Source organism: Glutamicibacter protophormiae (assembly GCF_014647495.1).
GTDB lineage: Bacteria > Actinomycetota > Actinomycetes > Actinomycetales > Micrococcaceae > Glutamicibacter > Glutamicibacter protophormiae.
Map to the genome: position 1 here is coordinate 38,168 of NZ_BMPH01000018.1, position 16,778 is coordinate 54,945.

Sequence of the window (16,778 nt, forward strand, 5' to 3'; positions counted from 1 at the left end):
TGGCACTGTGGAAGTCCAATGTCCAAAGCATCACGCCGCCGGTTGTCGGCATTACGAATTCTGGCACGACTCACGGTTATCCTCCTGTGCCTCGGCCTTGCTGCGCTCCTGGCTTTCCACCAGCAGATACCCGACGTCGCGGGTCTGGGACTCATCCTTGACAACCTGGCCCCATGGCTCGGGCTTGGCATTCTTGTTCTGCTGCTCATGACCATCGCCGTGGGCGGGCGCGGAACCTACGTTGCCCTGCTTGTGCCAACCGTTGTCTGGGGCGTGCTTTTCGGCCCCGAGTCCCTGCCCTCCGCAGCTGTCGATGGCAAGGACACCCTGGTTGTCGCCTCGCAAAACGTCCATCAGGATGCGGTGACTTCTGCCCGCGCATTGGCCGGCTCGGGAGCCGAGGTCATTACGCTCCAAGAGCTGGGCGAGGGGCAGATCGATCTGGTCACGGACGAGCTGAAGCCAAGTCATCCGTACTACTACTCGGTGAGCACCGTCGGCCTGTGGAGCAGCTACCCGCTGTCCAACCCCGAACCGCTGGACTTGGGTTTGGGCTGGGACCGTGCACTGCGGGCCGACGTAGAAACGGGTTCCGGGCCGGTAAGGGTGTATGCGGTCCATGCAGCCTCGGCGCGTCCGACTGGCCATGACGAGCGGGACACCATGCTCGCATCCTTGGCTGACTATGTGGAAAAGGATCCTTCGTCCAAAGTCATTGCAGCCGGCGACTTCAATGCCACCTCAACTGACCGCCACTTCGCGCCGGTCGCGGAACAGTTGGACGACGTGCACTACAGCGCGTGGGGACCGGCGATGACCTGGCCTCGTTCCCCCTTTGCGATGCTCGGCATCGACCACGTCATGGTCCGCGGCATCGCCGGCACCTCGCTTGAACGCATTCCGGCCGGAGACTCGGACCACTATGCCCTGCGCGCTTCAGTGGACCTGGCTGACGACTAGGAGAGGCCGGTCTGCCGCAAGGTGATATTGATGCGCCCGCTGCCCAGCCCGCATCCTTGCGGCGCAGTTCCAGGGTGGATCCGCGTCACCCCGTGATAGGCGAAGCGCGCCGGTCCGTCGAAGACGAACAGGTCTCCCGAGGCAAGACGCACCTCCTGCCAGGGCCTGTTGCGATGTTCGGTATTTCCCATCCGAAAGGTCGACGAATCGCCCAGCGACAGCGAGACCACCGGGGCATTGATGCGCTCTTCAGCATCCTGGTGCATGCCCATCGTGGCGTTCACGTCGTAGTAGTTGACGATGGCTGCGTCGGGCCGATAGGACTGCGCCTTAACCGGGTCCCCCGTCGCGTCGCGCACTGCCCGCCGGCCAAGCTCCACCAGCCACGGTTCCATCGGCGCTACCGGAGCCCCATTGATGTCGTCGGCAGTGCGTGAATAGCTGCTGGGGCTCCAGTGCCAGCCTAGGCACAGGCTCTGCACGCTCATCGGGTGGCCGTTGAACAGTGTCTGGTGCGGCGGGACCGGGCCATTGCCCCATTCGAAGAACCTTTTGATGATCCAGGACTGCATTTCCGGCGCAAGCCAGCCGGGCACATGCCATGCTCCGGGGCGCAGCTGCCGGGGCTCGCGTGGCAGCGCGCTGTCATCGAAGAGAAAGTCCACCAGTTGCCCGTCTCCTGTCTGCGGAAGGTCCGTTCCGCTGCGGGTTTCGCATCGCCACCGACTGTAGCACCAGGACCCCGCGGGCCGAGAGAAGCCGGTAAATATGTGCTCTGGACAACCTTCTCCCACGCCAAGGCAGGGGGAAGGGGACTTTCGAAGCATCCGTACGTAGGATCATTGGCATGGCATCAATACAGGTTGCAGGCGAAGCGTTGGTCGACATCGTCAATGGGCTGGCATATCCGGGCGGTTCTCCACTCAACGTGGCCGTCGGGCTGGGACGTTTGGGGCATGAAGTGACCCTCCAGACCGGAATCGGTGGCGACGAACACGGCCGCGCCATCATCGAACACCTCCACGCATCAGACGTCCGGCTTGCCGCAGATTCGGTCACCGAAGCGGCCACCAGCACCGCCACCGTGACACTGGATCCCAGCGGACAGGCGGCCTACGACTTCAAGCTCGATTGGAAGCTGGAGTCAGTTGTCCCCACCGATGCGCAAGTTCTCCACACCGGATCCATCGCCGCCTTTACGGAACCTGGCTTCTCGCAGATCCATGAGGTTTTTGCGAACTCTCCGGCGCATCAGCTGCGCAGCTACGACCCGAACCTCCGTCCCGCGCTGGTGGACAAGCGCCGCGCCGCGCTGACCCGCATAGAGGCGTTGTGCGCCCTGAGCCATGTGGTCAAGCTCAGCGATGAAGACGCGCTGTGGCTCTACCCCGGCTGGGATACCGCAAGGGTGCTGGGGCATATCCTGGCCCGCGGCGCCAAACTCGCTGTCATGACTTTCGGCGTGCGCGGCTGCGAAGCACGCACCGACCAGCTCGAAGTCTCCTTGCCATCGCTGCAGGTCAGCGTCGCCGACACCGTGGGCGCCGGAGACGCATTCATGTCCGGACTGCTGCATGCAATCGGCAACGGCCCATTGCTGCAGGCCCTGGTGTCCAACGAAAAACTGGACGAAGACGACGTGGAGTCGGCGTTGCGCACCGCTTCCCTGTCCGCCGCGCTGACCGTCCAGAAAATCGGCGCCAATCCCCCGACCCTGCTCGAGCTTGAAAGCTGCTTGTCCTCGGTGGTGTTCTAATTGCAGGCACTGCGCCTTCGTCCGGTGGGGTGATCCCGGCTGGGGTTGCTAGAGTTCGGATGCAGGCGTTTCGCATCATTCGACCATGGAGGCAGTAGTGGGCAGCAAGGTCCCGGCAGCAGACAATACCCTGAGGATTTTGAGTTTGCTGGCGTCCCGCAAGGCCCCGACCCCCGCGGCGATGATCGCAAGGTTGTTGGATCTGCCGCGATCCAGCGTCTACCAGCTGCTGACGGTCATGCACGAGCACGGCTTCATAGCGCACTACCCGGAAGACAAGTCCTACGGCTTGGGAGTTGCGGCCTTCGAATTATCCAGCGCCTACACCCGCCAGGAACCGTTGGCCCGGCTGGGTGCGCCGCTGGTGGCCCAGCTGGTGGACAAGGTCGGTGAAAGCGCCCACTTGGCCGTGCTGCACGGCGCGGACGTGCTGTATATCGTGGAGGAACGCGCCAAGGGCCGCCCGTCGCTGGTCACCGATGTAGGAGTGCGCCTGCCTTCCCACCTGGTCGCCTCCGGCCGCGCCATTCTGTCGGCCCTGCCCAAGTCCCAGGTTCGGGCGCTGTATCCAACCCCTGCAAGTTTCGCAGGGCGCGAATCCCAGAGCACGATATCCAGTTACGCCCAGCTGCGGCGCGAATTGGATCAAAGCGCGCAACGCGGCTACGCGGTAGAGCGCGGGGACCTCACGGCCGACTTCAATTCGCTCGGGGTAGAGATCCGCGATGCTAGCGGCTGGCCGGTGGCGGCGGTCGCGGTGACGTTCTTGGCCGACCGGATACCTGAAGACCAGTGGGGGAATCTGCTGGAGCCCATCCGCGCAACCGCAGCGCAACTGACGGCCCGGCTGCACGGGCACCGCCAGCAGTAGCAAGACAGTACCAGCGGCCCGGCTCAGAGCAACGGGCCAGCCGGATACCACACGATTCGGCTGGCCCGCTGGCCCGGTTGCCCGGCCTATCCCGCCGGGGTTCTACACCTTAGGGACGGCGCGTTTCAGCACTCAGGAACCATGCCTGCTGCTCCAGCTCCGCGATGTACTGATGCAGGATATCCGCAGTGGTCGGATCGTCCTCATCCACCGGATCATGGACCTCGCGCATGACATCCACGGTGGCTTGGACGGCCTTGACCATGATGTCCACGCCATCGGTGGTCAGCACCTCGGTGTTGACCGGCTGCTCGATGCGCGTGTACTTGGCAATGGTGGATGCCAGGCCGTCCGGAGTGGCATGCAATGCGCGCATGCGTTCGGCGATTTCGTCCGAACCTCGGCGGGCAATGGCGACCACTTCATCAATATTCAGGTGCAAGTCGCGGAAATTCGGTCCCACGACGTTCCAGTGGATTTGCTTGCCGACCAGTTGCAGGTCCAGCATGTTCACCAGAACCAGCTGCAGCGAATCACGCAGCACCTCCGTGGCTACGAATCCATGTTCCGCATTTTCCAGCGAAGTCTTGCGTGCGGGCGTACTTTGCTTGCTCGACATACGTCATCTCCTTTGCAGACCTGGGGGTCATTCCTGCCGGGTTGTCCCGGCTTACCTTTCGCACGCTACCTTCATTGCCGGCGGCACTGAACCCTGAGCTCAAAGCACACGGGAGACGTTCAGGATTCATGGAGGAAGGGTGGCAGATTGCTCCGCCACCCTTCATTTTGTTGTAGTGGGCGTCCCAGTTAGACGCGCCGCGCTTCGTGCTCCGAGCCTAGGAGCCCGCATCGGTTCCGCCGTGAAGATGGTCGAGCTTGCTGGGTCCGGCAACAAGCCGGAAAATTCCCCAGAGCATGGTCAACATCGCCCAGATCGCTCCGAGCCAAAGGGGTGCGGCATCCGCGGGGGATCCGTGGGGCACCACGTAGATAAATGAGAGGAAAAGTGCGGCCACCAGCGCTCCGCCGACGACCAGCCCGATTCCCAGATGCTTCTTGTGCGGCATGGCTTCTCCTTAGTTGGTGCTGCCCGCCGTACGTGGGCAGATTCAGTGAGCGGTGAATGGGTACCTGTCCAAATGTCCTCCCATGCATTGCTGCGTTCGGCCACGGGTTTCACCATGGTGCAAATAGCATAGTCCCTTGTCTCCCGAATGTCCCGGGTGCGAATGAAACTCTGGGTCTGTGCCTAGGATTCGGAGCCGCACGGCCTGACGATTCCCCTTGGCAAGACTAATGTGCCTCCATTCAACCAGCGGCTGGAAGCTTGTGTGCGCAGTTGAACAGGAAATCGGCCGGCGGATCGGCCAAGATAGAAGCAGCTATCAACCGACCGCAAGAGGACTACCATGGCAGCGCCACAGAATAAACGCACAGTTTCAACCCTCGCCGCGGTATTCCTGGCGATACCGCTGGCAGGTTGCGTGAGCATCCAGTCGCCGGAAGAGACAGCGAGGCCGAGCGCGTCGGCGATACCTACCGCGACAGCGTCCATCCAGGGCACAGTGACGCCGTTGCCCAAGGATCCCACCAGCACCGAAGGCAGCCTCGGCTCCGTGCCCAAAAAGACCAACGGCGACAGCTTCCAGCTTGGATTCGAGAAGATCCTGGAGCACGCGCAGAAGAAGAAGTGCTCGCAGGATACGGAGATTTCCGAGGACGGCCAGATCCTGCTGCTGGTCGGAAACTGCAAGGAGATCTCCATCAGCGGCACCGGCAACATGATCGTTGCGGATAATGCCCGCTCCGTCGAGATCAGCGGGGCGGGGAACATCGTGGCGGTCAAGAGCGTGCGCCAGGTGGACGTCAGCGGCATCGGCAACGTGGTGGCATGGCGCAGCAGCGACACGCGGAGCACGGACAGCGGCCAGAGCAACTCTCTGGGCCGCCACGCGCTGGACGGGGTGGAGTTGGCCTTCTAGCCGACCCTGTCCGGCATTTCAGACACTACGCGCGCATTCACGGCCTGCGCCGGTGGGAACTGTCGAACAATGGGATTACAGATCATTCCTCCCACTGATTGGAATCCCATGACCGTGAAGCTCTCGACGGATGTCACCCTGCAGCGCTTCGGCGTGACCGCCGCTGATGTCATCGCCGTGGCCCGCCACGATGCCCGTATCGAGATCTCCCCCGAGGTCCTCGAACAGCTGATCTCGGTCCGCGCCCACATCGATGCGCTGGCCTCCTCGGACACCCCGGTCTACGGGATCTCCACCGGCTTCGGTGCCTTGGCCACCCGCCACATCGCGCCCGAGGACCGCGCCAAGCTGCAGAGGTCGCTGATCCGTTCGCACGCCGCAGGCATGGGAGCACCGGTGGAGCGCGAGGTCGTGCGCGCGCTGATGTTCCTGCGCGCCAAGACCTTGGCCTCGGGACGCACCGGCGTGCGCCCGGTCGTGCTGCAGACGATGGTCGACCTGCTTAATGCCGGCATCACCCCGGTCGTGCGGGAATACGGCTCGCTGGGTTGCTCGGGCGACCTGGCTCCGCTGTCCCACTGCGCCCTGGTCCTCATGGGCGAGGGCGAAGCCACCGATGCCGACGGCAACCTGCGCCCGGTCCCCGAGCTGCTCGCAGAATCCGGCATCGCCCCGGTCCAGCTGGCCGAGAAGGAAGGCCTTGCCTTGGTCAACGGCACCGACGGAATGCTCGGGCAGCTGCTCATGGCGCTCGCCGACCTGGACGAACTGGCGGACATTGCCGATGCCACCGCGGCCATGAGCGTCGAGGCCCAGATGGGCACCGACCAGGTCTTCCGCCCCGAGCTGCACGAGCCGTTGCGCCCGCATCCGGGCCAGGCCCGCAGCGCCGCCAACATGTTCGGTTTCCTGTCCGGCTCCCCCGTGGTCGCTTCGCACAAGGAAGGCGACGGTCGGGTGCAGGATGCCTACTCGCTGCGCTGCTCCCCGCAGGTCACCGGCGCGGTGCGCGACACGATTGCCCATGCCCGAATGGTCGCCACCCGCGAACTGGCCGCAGCCATCGACAACCCGGTGGTGCTGCCCAGCGGCGAGGTGACCTCCAACGGCAACTTCCACGGCGCCCCGGTGGCCTATGTGCTGGACTTCCTGGCCATTGCTGTGGCGGATCTGGGCTCGATTGCCGAGCGCCGCACCGACCGAATGCTGGATCCCGCCCGTTCGCGGGACCTGCCGGCGTTCCTGGCCGATGACCCCGGGGTTGATTCGGGCATGATGATCGCCCAGTACACCCAGGCCGGCCTAGTCGCCGAGAACAAGCGTCTGGCCGTACCGGCCAGCGTCGACTCGATTCCTTCCTCGGCCATGCAGGAGGACCACGTGTCCCTGGGCTGGCATGCGGCCCGCAAGCTGCGCACCGCGGTAGCGAACCTGCGACGCATCCTGGCCGTGGAGATGCTCATTGCTGGCCGCGCACTGGACCTGCGCGCTCCGCTGCTGCCGGGCCCGGCCACCGGCGCGGTACTGGATCTGCTGCGCACCAAGGTCGCCGGCCCCGGCGAGGACCGCTTCCTTTCGGCCGAGTTGGAAGCCGCCTGCGAGCTGCTGGAATCCGGAGCAGTGCACGAAGTGCTGCAGCCTTATCTTTCGCGGGGATAGTCGAAGCTGTTGATTTCCCGACATTTCTGACCGAATGGCCCTGAATGAGCGTAAGCTTGGTTGTCGGGAAACGGCATCCAAACCACGAAAGAAACATCGTATGCAACGGACCATGTTCAAATCCAAGATTCACCGGGCCACGGTCACCCAGGCGGACCTGCACTACGTCGGGTCGGTCACGGTAGATTCCGAGCTGCTTGCAGCCTCGGACATCCTCCCGGGCGAACTGGTCAGCATCGTGGACATCACCAACGGCGCGCGGCTGGAAACCTACACCATCGCCGGCGAGCCGGGCAGCGGCGTCATCGGCATCAACGGCGCGGCGGCGCATCTGGTCCACCCGGGCGATCTGGTCATCTTGATCAGCTACGCGCAGATGGAGGACGCGGAAGCCCGCAGCTACGTACCCAGCGTGGTTCACGTGGACGCCGACAACAAGATCATCCATCTGGGCGACGACCCCGCGGTAGCCGTGGGCGAGAACGTCCAAACGCCACCGTTCGCGCTGGTCACCGGGAACTAACTTCCGGACATCGCATTGGGCATCAAGCAGGCCGCCGGCATCACCCGGCGGCCTGCCGCGCATCCTCGATGCTACAAGGCCTCGCAGTCGAACTCGGGGCAGCCCTGCCAGCGCTTGGAGAAGTAGCCGATGATATCCAGTGCGCTGACCATGGGATACCGCCTGGCATGCCGGCCGTAGACGCGGTCAATGGCATCATCGACCGCCATCTTGAAGAAGCTGCACACCTCGTCGTAGCGCCAGACTTCCATGGCCAATTCAAAGAGCTCCGCGTAGCCAAGATCGCGTCGGCGCTCCAGCCCCAACTCGCGCGAGAAGCCCCAGATGATCTCGCGGTTGAGCTCATGCCCCTCGCCGCATTCGCACCAGCTCATACCGGTAGACGGCATGGCCCACACCCACGAGGAATCGCCGGGCGGCCCGCCTCCTACATCATTGAATCCGGTCTCATTGCCTGCTGCGCTCATGAGGCTCTCAGCTCCCTTCGGCTCTGGTCAGTCCCAAGCCCGGTGGCTTCCGCGGCTTGGCGGGCCTTTTCATCAGGCCATCCGCACCGAATCCCTTCCCGCTGCACCCCGTGAAGTAATTCGATCATAGATAGACTCTACTCTGCTTATTAGTACATATGTACTAATAGTCGAAACTTCTTCCCCCACGCAACATGAGGGGAATTCGAGCTCTTTGTCGCAGATCCTGCCGGGGCGCCCCCGGCTGAGTAGAATCAAACGCCAAGCGGCCGATTAAAACTTACTTGAGTACGCCGGATAGGAGAAGCAATGTCCAAGAACGTCCAACCGGATGACTCACCGGAGGCTCCGCATCGCCAATGGAATGAAATCCTCCAGGAAACCCGAGTCATGCAGACCGGGGTCCAGATTCTGGCGGCATTCCTGATCATCCTGCCCTTCCAGGCGCGGTTCGTCATGCTCACCGACGTGGAGGAAATCCTCTATGTCATTTTGCTCGTGTTTTCGGCGTTGCTGATCGTCCTCATGCTGGTGCCCGTATTGGTCCACCGTTATCTTTTCGGGCAGCGCCTGAAGGCCACGACGGTGCTGCTGGGCCACCGCGTGGTCAAGGTCGCGGGCATTTGTGCCGGATTGCTGGTGGCAGGCAGTGTTTGGTTTGTTATCCACGTTCTGGTGGGATGGCCGCTCTCACTGTATATCGGAGGAGGATTGATGGTCGCAACACTATTCCTGCTGTTGCTCTTGCCACGGCTGCTGACCCCACGCGGCACGATGCCGGAATCCTACGACGAGGGCTGAGCCGGACTCTTCGCGCCGGACGCCATGCCGTCCACGTGGCGCAGCATCAGTTTCATGGGCAGGTGCCGGATGGCCTTCGGGAAGATCCGAGAGGCAGCCCAGGCCGCTCGCACCGTCACGCGGTTGCGCAGCTCGACCCTTCGGGTCAGCTCGTATCCGAACTGCTCGCGGATCCGGGGCGGCAGCTGTGCGATGGTCACATCGCGCATCAGCGGCAGCGCCACCCTGATCCACCACGGTGCGCGGGAGCCGGTGAACAGCTCGTCGGCCAGCTTGCGGATCTGGTCGGTGACGTGGAGGTTGGCCGTGACCCCGGCGAAGTAGTCATTGAACCCGGCTTCGGTCTCCGGCCAGAAATGCGTAGGCATCTGCAGCGCGTCACCCAGCCGCGCATACTGCCGGTACAGCTCCTCGCTGGCGTGGTGGTCCCATGCGGGCAGGACCTGCGAGCCGATCACCCGGGCCGAGTCGAACAGCGTAGCGGCGACCCACTGCTGCAGCCGGGGATCCAGCGCCGAGTAGGCCGGCGCGCCGGTAGCCTTGTCCCGCGCACCGCGCACTGGACGGTGGGCGGCATCCACGTAGTCGATGATGGTGCGCTGCTGCTCGGCGGTGCCGTTGCTCAGGGCATAGATGTAGCCCAGGGTATGCAGCAGGCGGGAGAGCGGGTTGGCGGCGAAGTCCGAATGCTCCGCGATGGCCCGCCCAATCTGCGGATGCGCCAGCTGGAGCAGGATTGCCCGCCCGGCGCCCAGCAGCAGCGCGGACTCGGGGGCGGCCTTGGCCAGCTGGTCGCGGGGGAACGGCTGCGGCTCGGGCTGGGGATTCACCCCTCGAGTCTAAACCGCGCGGCTGTCAGCTCCCTGTTAGAAGGGCACCCCGCAGGAGAGCACGACGTTCGCATAGGCCGTGGCCTCTCCGGTGCGGATGACGAGTTTGGCGTGCGGCAGCGCGGCTTTCAGTTCCTCATGGGAGATGTACCCGGGAACAAGCCCCTGGGCGGTGCACCATTCTTCAACCACGCTGCCCCGCGCCTCGCTGGCCAGGGTGCTGGACTCGATGACCAGGTTGCGGGCCAGCACCTCCATTGCCTGCGCGAATCCCAGCTGTCCGGCCACGAAGGCCAGATCCACCACGGGGGTTTGCCTGGGGATCGGCAGCCCGAAGTCGGCGACCACGACGGTGTCGGTGTGCCCCAGCTTGGCCAGTTCGGCCAGCAACGGCGCGTTGAGGATCTCTGATTTCAGCACGAGTGGGGTCTTTCGCTTAGATATCTGCCAGGTGGCGCGGGTAGGAGGACTGCGCACCGTGGCCCTGGACGGTGAGCGCGGCGAAGCGTCCGGCAAAGCCAGCGGCCTGGGCCAGGGAATCGCCGTGGGCCAGCCGGGCGGCCAGCGCCCCGGTGAAGGCATCGCCGGCGCCGGTGGTGTCCACCGCCTTGACCTTGATGGCCGGCAGCTGCTGGATCGGCGCGCCCCGCTCGGCGACCAGGCAGCCATTGGCGCCGAGGGTAATCACGACGCTGGCCAGGCCGTGCTCCAGCAAACGCTGGGCGATCACCGGTTCCGCGTCGTTGGTCGGCGCGTCGCTGGCATCGAGCTGCTGCAGGATCAGCGCCGCCTCATGCTCGTTGACCACCAGCGGGTTGGCGGCCAGCAGGTGCGCTCGGTCCAGTTCGATGACCGGCGCAAGGTTCAGTACCACGCGTCCGGTGGCGGCGTCCATGGCAGCGGTGATGCCGGAGGCCGGGATTTCCCCCTGCAGCACCACGATGCCGTGCAGCTGCCCGGCTTCGGCGACCGCGTCCGAATCTACCGTGGCGTTGGCCCCGGAGACCACGGCGATGGAGTTTTCCGCGGCGGAATCCACCTGGATGATGGCAACACCCGTGGGTTTCGCCGACCGCGCGACGCGATCGAGCACCACCTGCGCATCCTTCAGCTGGCCCAGGGCGATGTCGGCGTGGGAGTCGTTGCCCACGGCCCCGATGAATTCGGTGGCGGCGCCGGCCAGCTGCGCGGCCAGCGCCTGGTTGGCCCCCTTGCCGCCGGGAGAAAGCTGGTAGGAATCGGCCAGCACGGTCTCGCCCGGGCCGGGCAGCCGGCGCATCAGCGCGGTGATGTCCACGTTGCTGGAGCCCACGATGGTGACCTGGATGTCCTGCTGCATAGTTTTTCCTCTGCTTCTCTCTCCCGGCGGCCGATGGGCCTGCGGGTACTGCTGGTACTGCTGGTACTGCTGGGTGAAGGCTACTTGCCCGCGTACTGCGCGACGTTGTCCGAATCGACGGTGTCCACGGCGACCTGTACGTTGGCCTCGACCTCTTCGCCCTTCATGGCCTTGGCCAGAATCTGCACCGACTGCTTGCCCAGCTCGGCCGGGTTCTGCGCGATGGTGGCGACCATGGTGCCCGCTTCCACGGCCTTGAAGCCGTCATCGGTGCCGTCGAAGCCGACGACCTTGACGTCCTTGCCGGCCTTGTCCCCCAGCGCCTGGATGGCGCCCAGGGCCATCTCGTCGTTCATCGCCAGCACGCCCACGGCATCCGGGTTTGACTGCACCAGGTTGGTGACCACGTCCAGCGCTTCGGCGCGGTCGAAGTTGGCGGTCTGCGAGGAAACGACGTCGATGTCCGCGTACCCGGCCAGGCCCTTGTCGAAGCCTTCGCCGCGCTCATTGGTGGCCGAGGCTCCCGGCACGCCTTCGAGCACGATGATCTTGCCCTTGCCGCCCAGCGATTCGGCCAGCGCCTTGGCCGCCTGCTCGCCGCCGGCGACGTTGTCGCTGGCCACGAAGGAAGCGATCTTGGTGTCGCCCACCGCGCGGTCCACTGCCACGATCGGCAGCTCGGCGGAGACGACCGGAGCCAGGCCGGCCTCGGCGGTTTCGGTGTCCACGGCGTTGATGATCACGCCGGCCGAGCCGTTGGTGCCGGCCGTCGCCAGCTGGTTGGCCTGGGTGGCGGAGTCGTTCTGCGCGTCGACCACGGACAGTTCCAGTCCCAGCGCCTCGGCTTCGGCCTGGGCGCCGTCGCGCAGGTCCACGAAGAACGGGTTGTTCAGGGTGGAGACCGCAAGGGTGGCCGAGCCGCCCTCGGCGGCGCTTTCGCCGCGGTTGCAGGCGGCGGTGCCCAGCACCAGGGCCAGGCCTACGGTGACGGCGGCGGAGGTGCGCAGGATCTTCTTCATGGGGTTCTCCTTTGAACTTGGATTGGCGAATTCAGTGGTGGTAAGGCGGAAAATCTAGTGCTTGACGTTCTTGCGGCGCAGCACGTCGAAGCCGACGGCGATCGCGATCACCGCGCCGATCACGACCTGCTGCCAGAAGGCGGACACCGAGAGCAGGTTCAGGCCGTTGCGGATCACCGCGAGGACCAGGGCGCCGATCAGGGTGCCGGAGATGCGTCCGACGCCGCCGGACAGCGAGGCGCCGCCGATCACCACCGCGGCGATGGCATCCAGCTCGTAGCCCGAGGCCAGGGTCGGCTGCGCCGAGTCCAGGCGCCCGGCCAGGATCATGCCGGACAGCGCGGCGAAAACGCCGGAGATCACGAACACGGTGACCAGCACGCGCTTGACCGGGATGCCGGAGAGGCGCGCGGCTTCGGTGTTGCCGCCCACGGCGAAGGCATTCTTGCCGGTCACGGTGCGGTTGAGCACGAACGCGGCGACCAGGCCAGAGAGCACCAGGATGATGATCGGCATCGGGATCGGGCCCAGGTCGTCGCCCAGCCAGGACACCGAGGCGCTGGTGGAGATCGGCCGGCCGTCGGAGATGACCAGGGTCAGGCCGCGCACCACGGTGAGCATCGCCAGCGAGGCGATGAACGTGGGCAGCTTGCCGTAGGCGCTCATCGCGCCGGTGACCCAGCCGCACAGCGCGCCCACGGCCAGGCCGATCGGGATGGACAGCCCGTCGGGCAGCCCCGCGGTGGTCACCGCGTAGGAGGAGCCCATGGCGGAGAGCGCCGCCACCGAGCCGACGGACAGGTCGATGCCGGCGGCGACGATCACGAAGGTCATGCCGAAGGCCATCACCGCGATGGTGGAAACCTGGATGCCGATGTTCAGCAGGTTCGGGCCGGTCAGGAAGCGCGGGGTGGCGATGAACAGGGCCAGGCAGAGGATGACCAGCCCGACCAGCGCACCGTTGTTGGCAAGGAATGCCTTGAAGTCGAAGCCCTTCTTCGGGGCAGTAGTTGTGCTGCTCATTACTTGGTTCCCATTTCTTCTTCGCGGTGCACATTGCTGACGGCCAGGGCCATGATGGAGTCCTGCGTGGCGTCCGCCGTGACCAGTTCCCCGGCGATGCGCCCCTGGCTCATCACCAGGACGCGGTCGGACATGCCCAGGACCTCCGGCAATTCGCTGGAAGCCATCAGGACGCAGCCCCCGGCGGCGGTGATCTCGTTGATCAGTTCGTAGATTTCCACCTTGGCGCCGACATCGACGCCGCGGGTCGGCTCGTCGAGCAGCAGCACCTTGGCCCCGGCGGTGAACCAGCGGCCGAACACGGCCTTTTGCTGGTTGCCGCCGGAGAGCGAGCGGATCGGCTGGTCGATGCTGCCCATGCGGATGCGCAGCCTGGCGGCCACCTCCTGGGTCCGGGCGCGCTGGCCCTTGCGGTCCACCAGCCCGCCCCTGGAGGTGGCGGCCATGGTGGCATAACCGATGTTCTCCGCCACCGAGGCATCCAGCACCAGCCCCTGGGTTTTGCGGTCTTCCGGGACGTGCCCGATGCCGGCGCGGGTCGCGGCGGCCACGTCGAAGCTGGGCAGCTTCTTGCCGGCCACGCTGACGCTGCCGCTGGAATACTTGTCAGCTCCCGCGATGGCGCGGATCAGCTCGGTGCGCCCGGCGCCCATCAGCCCGGCCAGCGCGACGACCTCGCCCGGGCGGACGGCCAGTGAAACGTCCTGAAGCATGCCCACCGACAGGTTCTGCACGCTGAGCAGCTCGTGCTCTCCGGGCTGCTGGGCCACGCGCGGGAACTGCGCCTCGATGTCGCGCCCGACCATGAGCCGGACCAATTCGTTCTCGTCGGTGTCGGCCGGGACGGTGGCGATGAACTTGCCGTCGCGCAGCACGTTGACGTAGTCGCCGATCTCCGCGATCTCATCGAGGTGGTGGCTGATGAAGACCATTCCGACGCCCTGGGCCTTCAGGCGGTTGACCACGCTGAACAGGTGGGCGATCTCCGAGGTGGTCAGCGCCGCGGTGGGTTCGTCGAGGATCAGCACGCGGGCGTCCAGGCTCAGCGCCTTGGCGATTTCCACCAGCTGCTGCTGGGCCAGGCCCAGTTCCCCGACCTCGGTGTCCACGTCCAGGTTCAACCCCAGCTGGTCCAGCGCGTCGCGGGCGATCCGGCGCATGGCGCGGCGGTTGATGATGCCGAACCGGCGCGGCACGCGGCCGAGCGTGATGTTCTCCGCGATGGTCATCGAGGGGACCAGGTTCAGTTCCTGGTGGATGGTGGCGATTCCCAGCGCCTCGGAGGCCTTGGTGTCGGGGATGCGCACCTCGGCGCCGTCAAGCAGGATGCGGCCGGCATCGGGTTCGTGCACACCGGCGATCATCTTGATCAGCGTCGATTTGCCGGCGCCGTTCTCGCCGAGCAGCACCGACACCTTGCCCGCGTGCACCTGGACGGTGACCTCGTCGATGACCCGGACCGGTCCGAACGACTTGCAGACCCGGTCCAGGACTAGTAGCGCTTCATTACTCATGGGTGGGCATTCCTTCCATCATCGCCCCGGGGCTGGCAGCCGCCGGACCGAGGGATTCGCGCTGGGTGAAGTGGCTGGAGAATTCCCGGCGTTCCGGGTTTTGCCCGGCCATCACGGCCTGCAGGGCCGCGACCGCGGCGCGTCCCATCAGGGTGAGGTCGTGGCTGATCGTGGCGATCGGAGGGTCGTGCATGAGCATCGCGTCGACCTCGTCGAAGGTGATCACCGACAGGTCCCTGGAGATCTTCAGACCGGCCTCGCGCCACACCGTCAGCGCGCCGATGGCCATGGGCGCGTCCGCGATGACGACAGCGGTCGGCGCGGCCGGATGGGCCAGCAGCCACCGTGCGCCCTGCGCGCCGGAGCCGGCCTTGAAGTCGCCGGCGAAATGCAGCGCGGGATCGCTGGGCAGGCCATTGGCGGCCAGCGCCGCGTCGAAGGCAAGGTGGCGTTCACGGGCGGTGGAGGCGTGGTCGGGGCCGCCGATGAAGGCGATGCGCCGGTGGCCCAGCGATGTCAGCGCGGCGATGGCGGCTTCCAGCGCATGGGCGCTGGACGCGGTGAGGGAGGGAATCTCGATGCCCCGCAGGGTGCGGTCCACGAAGACCATCGGGGTGCCGGAAGCAACGATGCGGCTCATCATCTCGCTCGGGCGCTGCGCCGCCTGGTCCAGTCCCTGCGGGACCACGATCAGTCCGTCGACCCGGCGCGAGAGCATGGCGGCCAGGAACTGGTCCTGCTGCGCCGAATCCTCGTTGGCGTTGCCGATGAAGGTCATCAGCCCGGCCTCGTGGGCGCTCTGCTCGATGGCATGGGCCAGGACGGAAAAGTAGGGGTTGCGCACGTCGGAGATCAACAGCGCAATAGTGTCGGTCTTGGTGGAGCGCAGCGAGCGCGCCTGGGCGTTGGGGACGAAGCCCAGCTCGCGGGCGACGGCCTCGACCTTTTCGCGGGAAGCGGCCGAGGTGGAGGGATGCCCCGAGAGCACGCGGGAAGCGGTCGCGGAGGATACTCCTGCAGCCTGCGCCACGTCCTTGATGGTGACCGCATTCATTGCGATAAGCCCCTTTGCTTACGTGTAATCGATTCCATGGAATCGATTACACAGTTTTCCGCAAACGCGCGGCAAAGTCAACGGGATCCGGAGCGGACACCGCCAACCTCCCCGGAGAATACTTTCGTTTGGGCATCCGCGCTGGGGGTTTTATAGCTATCGAATTGACCCCTCGAAATATGTCTGCTTTATTCGCAGGGGTAGATCCGGCGCCGCGGAGTTCCCCGAAGGCCTTGCCGGAGCAGCGGGACCCGGCCCGATCCACCGGGAATTGACTATCATGGGAAGCGTGTCGGTAAATCAGCTTTCGGACAGCGCGCAGAACTATCTCAAGATCATCTATGGACTCACCGAGTGGTCGGACGAGCCGGTGACCGCCAGCATCATTGCCGGCAAGGCCGGCATGAAGCTCTCGACCGTCTCCGGCGCCCTGTCCAAGCTCCGCCAGCAAGGGCTGCTGGACCATGCCCCCTACGGCGCGGTGAACCTCACCAGCCTGGGCCGCGACTACGCGGTGACCATGGTGCGCAGGCACCGTCTGATCGAGACCTTCCTGGTGCAGATGCTCGGTTACCGATGGGACCAGGTCCACGACGAGGCCGAACAGCTGGAGCATGCGGTCTCGGATTTCATGATCGCGCGGATCGACGAGCTGCTCGGGCACCCCTCCCGCGACCCCCACGGCGACCCCATCCCCACCGCGGAAGGCCAGATCAGCATCCCGCAGGCGGTATCGCTCACGGAAATCACCGACAGTTCGCAGGTCCGGGTCGAGCGGATCTCGGATGACGATTCGGAACTGCTGCAGTACTTCTCCGACCACGGGATCATCGTCGGCGCCCGGCTGGGCATCCGCCCCGGCGACGCCTTCTCAGACACCCTGGAGGTCGCCTCCCCGAAGACCGGTGCCGCGCTGCGCCTGGGCCAGCGGGCCGCCGGTGCCGTGTGGGTCTCCGTGATCGATTGAGGCTTAACGGCGC

Annotated in this window: 19 protein-coding genes; 8 read left to right on the top strand and 11 right to left on the bottom strand. The window is 65.4% G+C overall.

What is annotated here, in order from left to right; translation table 11 throughout:
• Positions 1 to 18 precede the first annotated feature (18 nt).
• Positions 19 to 960, top strand: a complete 942-nt coding sequence (locus IEY43_RS16630; RefSeq protein ID WP_188949912.1) for an endonuclease/exonuclease/phosphatase family protein — start codon at positions 19 to 21, stop codon at positions 958 to 960.
• Here the strand turns inward: IEY43_RS16630 and IEY43_RS16635 are convergent.
• The gene (locus IEY43_RS16635) at positions 957 to 1,625 is read right to left on the bottom strand and encodes an alpha-ketoglutarate-dependent dioxygenase AlkB family protein (protein ID WP_229777462.1); all 669 of its coding nucleotides are present in this window, start codon (positions 1,623 to 1,625) and stop codon (positions 957 to 959) included. The genes IEY43_RS16630 and IEY43_RS16635 overlap by 4 nt on opposite strands.
• A gap of 182 nt (positions 1,626 to 1,807) precedes the next feature.
• Here IEY43_RS16635 and IEY43_RS16640 point away from each other — a divergent pair, with 182 nt between their 5' ends.
• Positions 1,808 to 2,716, top strand: a complete 909-nt coding sequence (locus IEY43_RS16640) for a carbohydrate kinase family protein (RefSeq protein ID WP_188949916.1) — start codon at positions 1,808 to 1,810, stop codon at positions 2,714 to 2,716.
• Between the two features lie 85 nt (positions 2,717 to 2,801).
• On the top strand, positions 2,802 to 3,587 hold the full coding sequence (locus IEY43_RS16645) for an IclR family transcriptional regulator (RefSeq protein ID WP_188949918.1): 786 nt from the start codon (positions 2,802 to 2,804) through the stop codon (positions 3,585 to 3,587).
• 109 nt (positions 3,588 to 3,696) lie between these two features.
• Here the strand turns inward: IEY43_RS16645 and IEY43_RS16650 are convergent, their stop codons facing one another.
• Both IEY43_RS16650 and IEY43_RS16655 read right to left on the bottom strand, forming a co-directional pair.
• On the bottom strand, positions 3,697 to 4,206 hold the full coding sequence (locus IEY43_RS16650) for a Dps family protein (RefSeq protein ID WP_188949920.1): 510 nt from the start codon (positions 4,204 to 4,206) through the stop codon (positions 3,697 to 3,699).
• A gap of 217 nt (positions 4,207 to 4,423) precedes the next feature.
• The gene (locus IEY43_RS16655; protein WP_188949922.1) at positions 4,424 to 4,654 is read right to left on the bottom strand and encodes a hypothetical protein; all 231 of its coding nucleotides are present in this window, start codon (positions 4,652 to 4,654) and stop codon (positions 4,424 to 4,426) included.
• Between the two features lie 342 nt (positions 4,655 to 4,996).
• Between IEY43_RS16655 and IEY43_RS16660 the strand changes: the two genes are divergently transcribed.
• From IEY43_RS16660 to panD, 3 genes are all read left to right on the top strand, one after another.
• Positions 4,997 to 5,569, top strand: a complete 573-nt coding sequence (locus tag IEY43_RS16660; RefSeq protein ID WP_188949924.1) for a DUF3060 domain-containing protein — start codon at positions 4,997 to 4,999, stop codon at positions 5,567 to 5,569.
• Between the two features lie 108 nt (positions 5,570 to 5,677).
• Positions 5,678 to 7,228: a histidine ammonia-lyase gene (hutH, locus tag IEY43_RS16665; protein WP_188949926.1), complete on the top strand. Its 1,551-nt coding sequence runs from the start codon at positions 5,678 to 5,680 to the stop codon at positions 7,226 to 7,228.
• A gap of 100 nt (positions 7,229 to 7,328) precedes the next feature.
• The gene (gene panD / locus IEY43_RS16670; protein ID WP_188949928.1) at positions 7,329 to 7,751 is read left to right on the top strand and encodes an aspartate 1-decarboxylase; all 423 of its coding nucleotides are present in this window, start codon (positions 7,329 to 7,331) and stop codon (positions 7,749 to 7,751) included.
• A gap of 71 nt (positions 7,752 to 7,822) precedes the next feature.
• Here the strand turns inward: panD and IEY43_RS16675 are convergent, their stop codons facing one another.
• Positions 7,823 to 8,218: a hypothetical protein gene (locus IEY43_RS16675; protein ID WP_188949930.1), complete on the bottom strand. Its 396-nt coding sequence runs from the start codon at positions 8,216 to 8,218 to the stop codon at positions 7,823 to 7,825.
• A 309-nt stretch (positions 8,219 to 8,527) separates the two neighbouring features.
• Here IEY43_RS16675 and IEY43_RS16680 point away from each other — a divergent pair, with 309 nt between their 5' ends.
• Positions 8,528 to 9,019: a DUF6328 family protein gene (locus tag IEY43_RS16680; RefSeq protein ID WP_188949932.1), complete on the top strand. Its 492-nt coding sequence runs from the start codon at positions 8,528 to 8,530 to the stop codon at positions 9,017 to 9,019.
• Here IEY43_RS16680 and IEY43_RS16685 read toward each other — a convergent pair.
• The 7 genes from IEY43_RS16685 to IEY43_RS16715 form a co-directional block, all read right to left on the bottom strand.
• Positions 9,004 to 9,849 carry an oxygenase MpaB family protein gene (locus IEY43_RS16685; protein WP_188949934.1) on the bottom strand — a complete coding sequence of 282 codons (846 nt, stop codon included), beginning with the start codon at positions 9,847 to 9,849 and terminating at the stop codon, positions 9,004 to 9,006. The two genes, IEY43_RS16680 and IEY43_RS16685, sit on opposite strands and share 16 nt — an antisense overlap.
• Positions 9,850 to 9,885: 36 nt before the next feature.
• Complete coding sequence (gene rbsD / locus IEY43_RS16690) at positions 9,886 to 10,269, bottom strand: D-ribose pyranase (protein ID WP_188949936.1); 384 nt, start codon at positions 10,267 to 10,269, stop codon at positions 9,886 to 9,888.
• Between the two features lie 16 nt (positions 10,270 to 10,285).
• The gene (locus IEY43_RS16695) at positions 10,286 to 11,188 is read right to left on the bottom strand and encodes a ribokinase (RefSeq protein WP_188949938.1); all 903 of its coding nucleotides are present in this window, start codon (positions 11,186 to 11,188) and stop codon (positions 10,286 to 10,288) included.
• Positions 11,189 to 11,268: 80 nt separating this feature from the next.
• On the bottom strand, positions 11,269 to 12,207 hold the full coding sequence (locus tag IEY43_RS16700; protein ID WP_188949940.1) for a substrate-binding domain-containing protein: 939 nt from the start codon (positions 12,205 to 12,207) through the stop codon (positions 11,269 to 11,271).
• 54 nt (positions 12,208 to 12,261) lie between these two features.
• Positions 12,262 to 13,230, bottom strand: coding sequence for an ABC transporter permease (locus tag IEY43_RS16705; protein WP_188949941.1), 969 nt, complete (start codon positions 13,228 to 13,230; stop codon positions 12,262 to 12,264).
• Entirely contained in the window at positions 13,230 to 14,744 is a 1,515-nt protein-coding gene (locus tag IEY43_RS16710; protein ID WP_188949943.1) for a sugar ABC transporter ATP-binding protein, read from the bottom strand. The genes IEY43_RS16705 and IEY43_RS16710 overlap by 1 nt, the downstream gene beginning before the upstream one ends.
• Positions 14,737 to 15,798 carry a LacI family DNA-binding transcriptional regulator gene (locus IEY43_RS16715; RefSeq protein ID WP_209550336.1) on the bottom strand — a complete coding sequence of 354 codons (1,062 nt, stop codon included), beginning with the start codon at positions 15,796 to 15,798 and terminating at the stop codon, positions 14,737 to 14,739. Before IEY43_RS16715 ends, IEY43_RS16710 begins: the two co-directional genes overlap by 8 nt.
• Positions 15,799 to 16,087: 289 nt before the next feature.
• Here IEY43_RS16715 and IEY43_RS16720 point away from each other — a divergent pair, with 289 nt between their 5' ends.
• On the top strand, positions 16,088 to 16,765 hold the full coding sequence (locus IEY43_RS16720; protein ID WP_308425072.1) for a metal-dependent transcriptional regulator: 678 nt from the start codon (positions 16,088 to 16,090) through the stop codon (positions 16,763 to 16,765).
• Positions 16,766 to 16,778: the final 13 nt, after the last annotated feature.

Coding starts and splice junctions, on each gene's coding strand:
- IEY43_RS16630 (WP_188949912.1), top strand. CDS start 19: ATGTCCAAAGCATCACGCCGCCGGTTGTCGGCATTACGAATTCTGGCA.
- IEY43_RS16640 (WP_188949916.1), top strand. CDS start 1,808: ATGGCATCAATACAGGTTGCAGGCGAAGCGTTGGTCGACATCGTCAAT.
- IEY43_RS16645 (WP_188949918.1), top strand. CDS start 2,802: ATGGAGGCAGTAGTGGGCAGCAAGGTCCCGGCAGCAGACAATACCCTG.
- IEY43_RS16650 (WP_188949920.1), bottom strand. CDS start 4,206: ATGTCGAGCAAGCAAAGTACGCCCGCACGCAAGACTTCGCTGGAAAAT.
- IEY43_RS16655 (WP_188949922.1), bottom strand. CDS start 4,654: ATGCCGCACAAGAAGCATCTGGGAATCGGGCTGGTCGTCGGCGGAGCG.
- IEY43_RS16660 (WP_188949924.1), top strand. CDS start 4,997: ATGGCAGCGCCACAGAATAAACGCACAGTTTCAACCCTCGCCGCGGTA.
- hutH (WP_188949926.1), top strand. CDS start 5,678: ATGACCGTGAAGCTCTCGACGGATGTCACCCTGCAGCGCTTCGGCGTG.
- panD (WP_188949928.1), top strand. CDS start 7,329: ATGCAACGGACCATGTTCAAATCCAAGATTCACCGGGCCACGGTCACC.
- IEY43_RS16675 (WP_188949930.1), bottom strand. CDS start 8,218: ATGAGCGCAGCAGGCAATGAGACCGGATTCAATGATGTAGGAGGCGGG.
- IEY43_RS16680 (WP_188949932.1), top strand. CDS start 8,528: ATGTCCAAGAACGTCCAACCGGATGACTCACCGGAGGCTCCGCATCGC.
- IEY43_RS16695 (WP_188949938.1), bottom strand. CDS start 11,188: ATGCAGCAGGACATCCAGGTCACCATCGTGGGCTCCAGCAACGTGGAC.
- IEY43_RS16700 (WP_188949940.1), bottom strand. CDS start 12,207: ATGAAGAAGATCCTGCGCACCTCCGCCGCCGTCACCGTAGGCCTGGCC.
- IEY43_RS16705 (WP_188949941.1), bottom strand. CDS start 13,230: ATGAGCAGCACAACTACTGCCCCGAAGAAGGGCTTCGACTTCAAGGCA.
- IEY43_RS16710 (WP_188949943.1), bottom strand. CDS start 14,744: ATGAGTAATGAAGCGCTACTAGTCCTGGACCGGGTCTGCAAGTCGTTC.
- IEY43_RS16715 (WP_209550336.1), bottom strand. CDS start 15,798: ATGAATGCGGTCACCATCAAGGACGTGGCGCAGGCTGCAGGAGTATCC.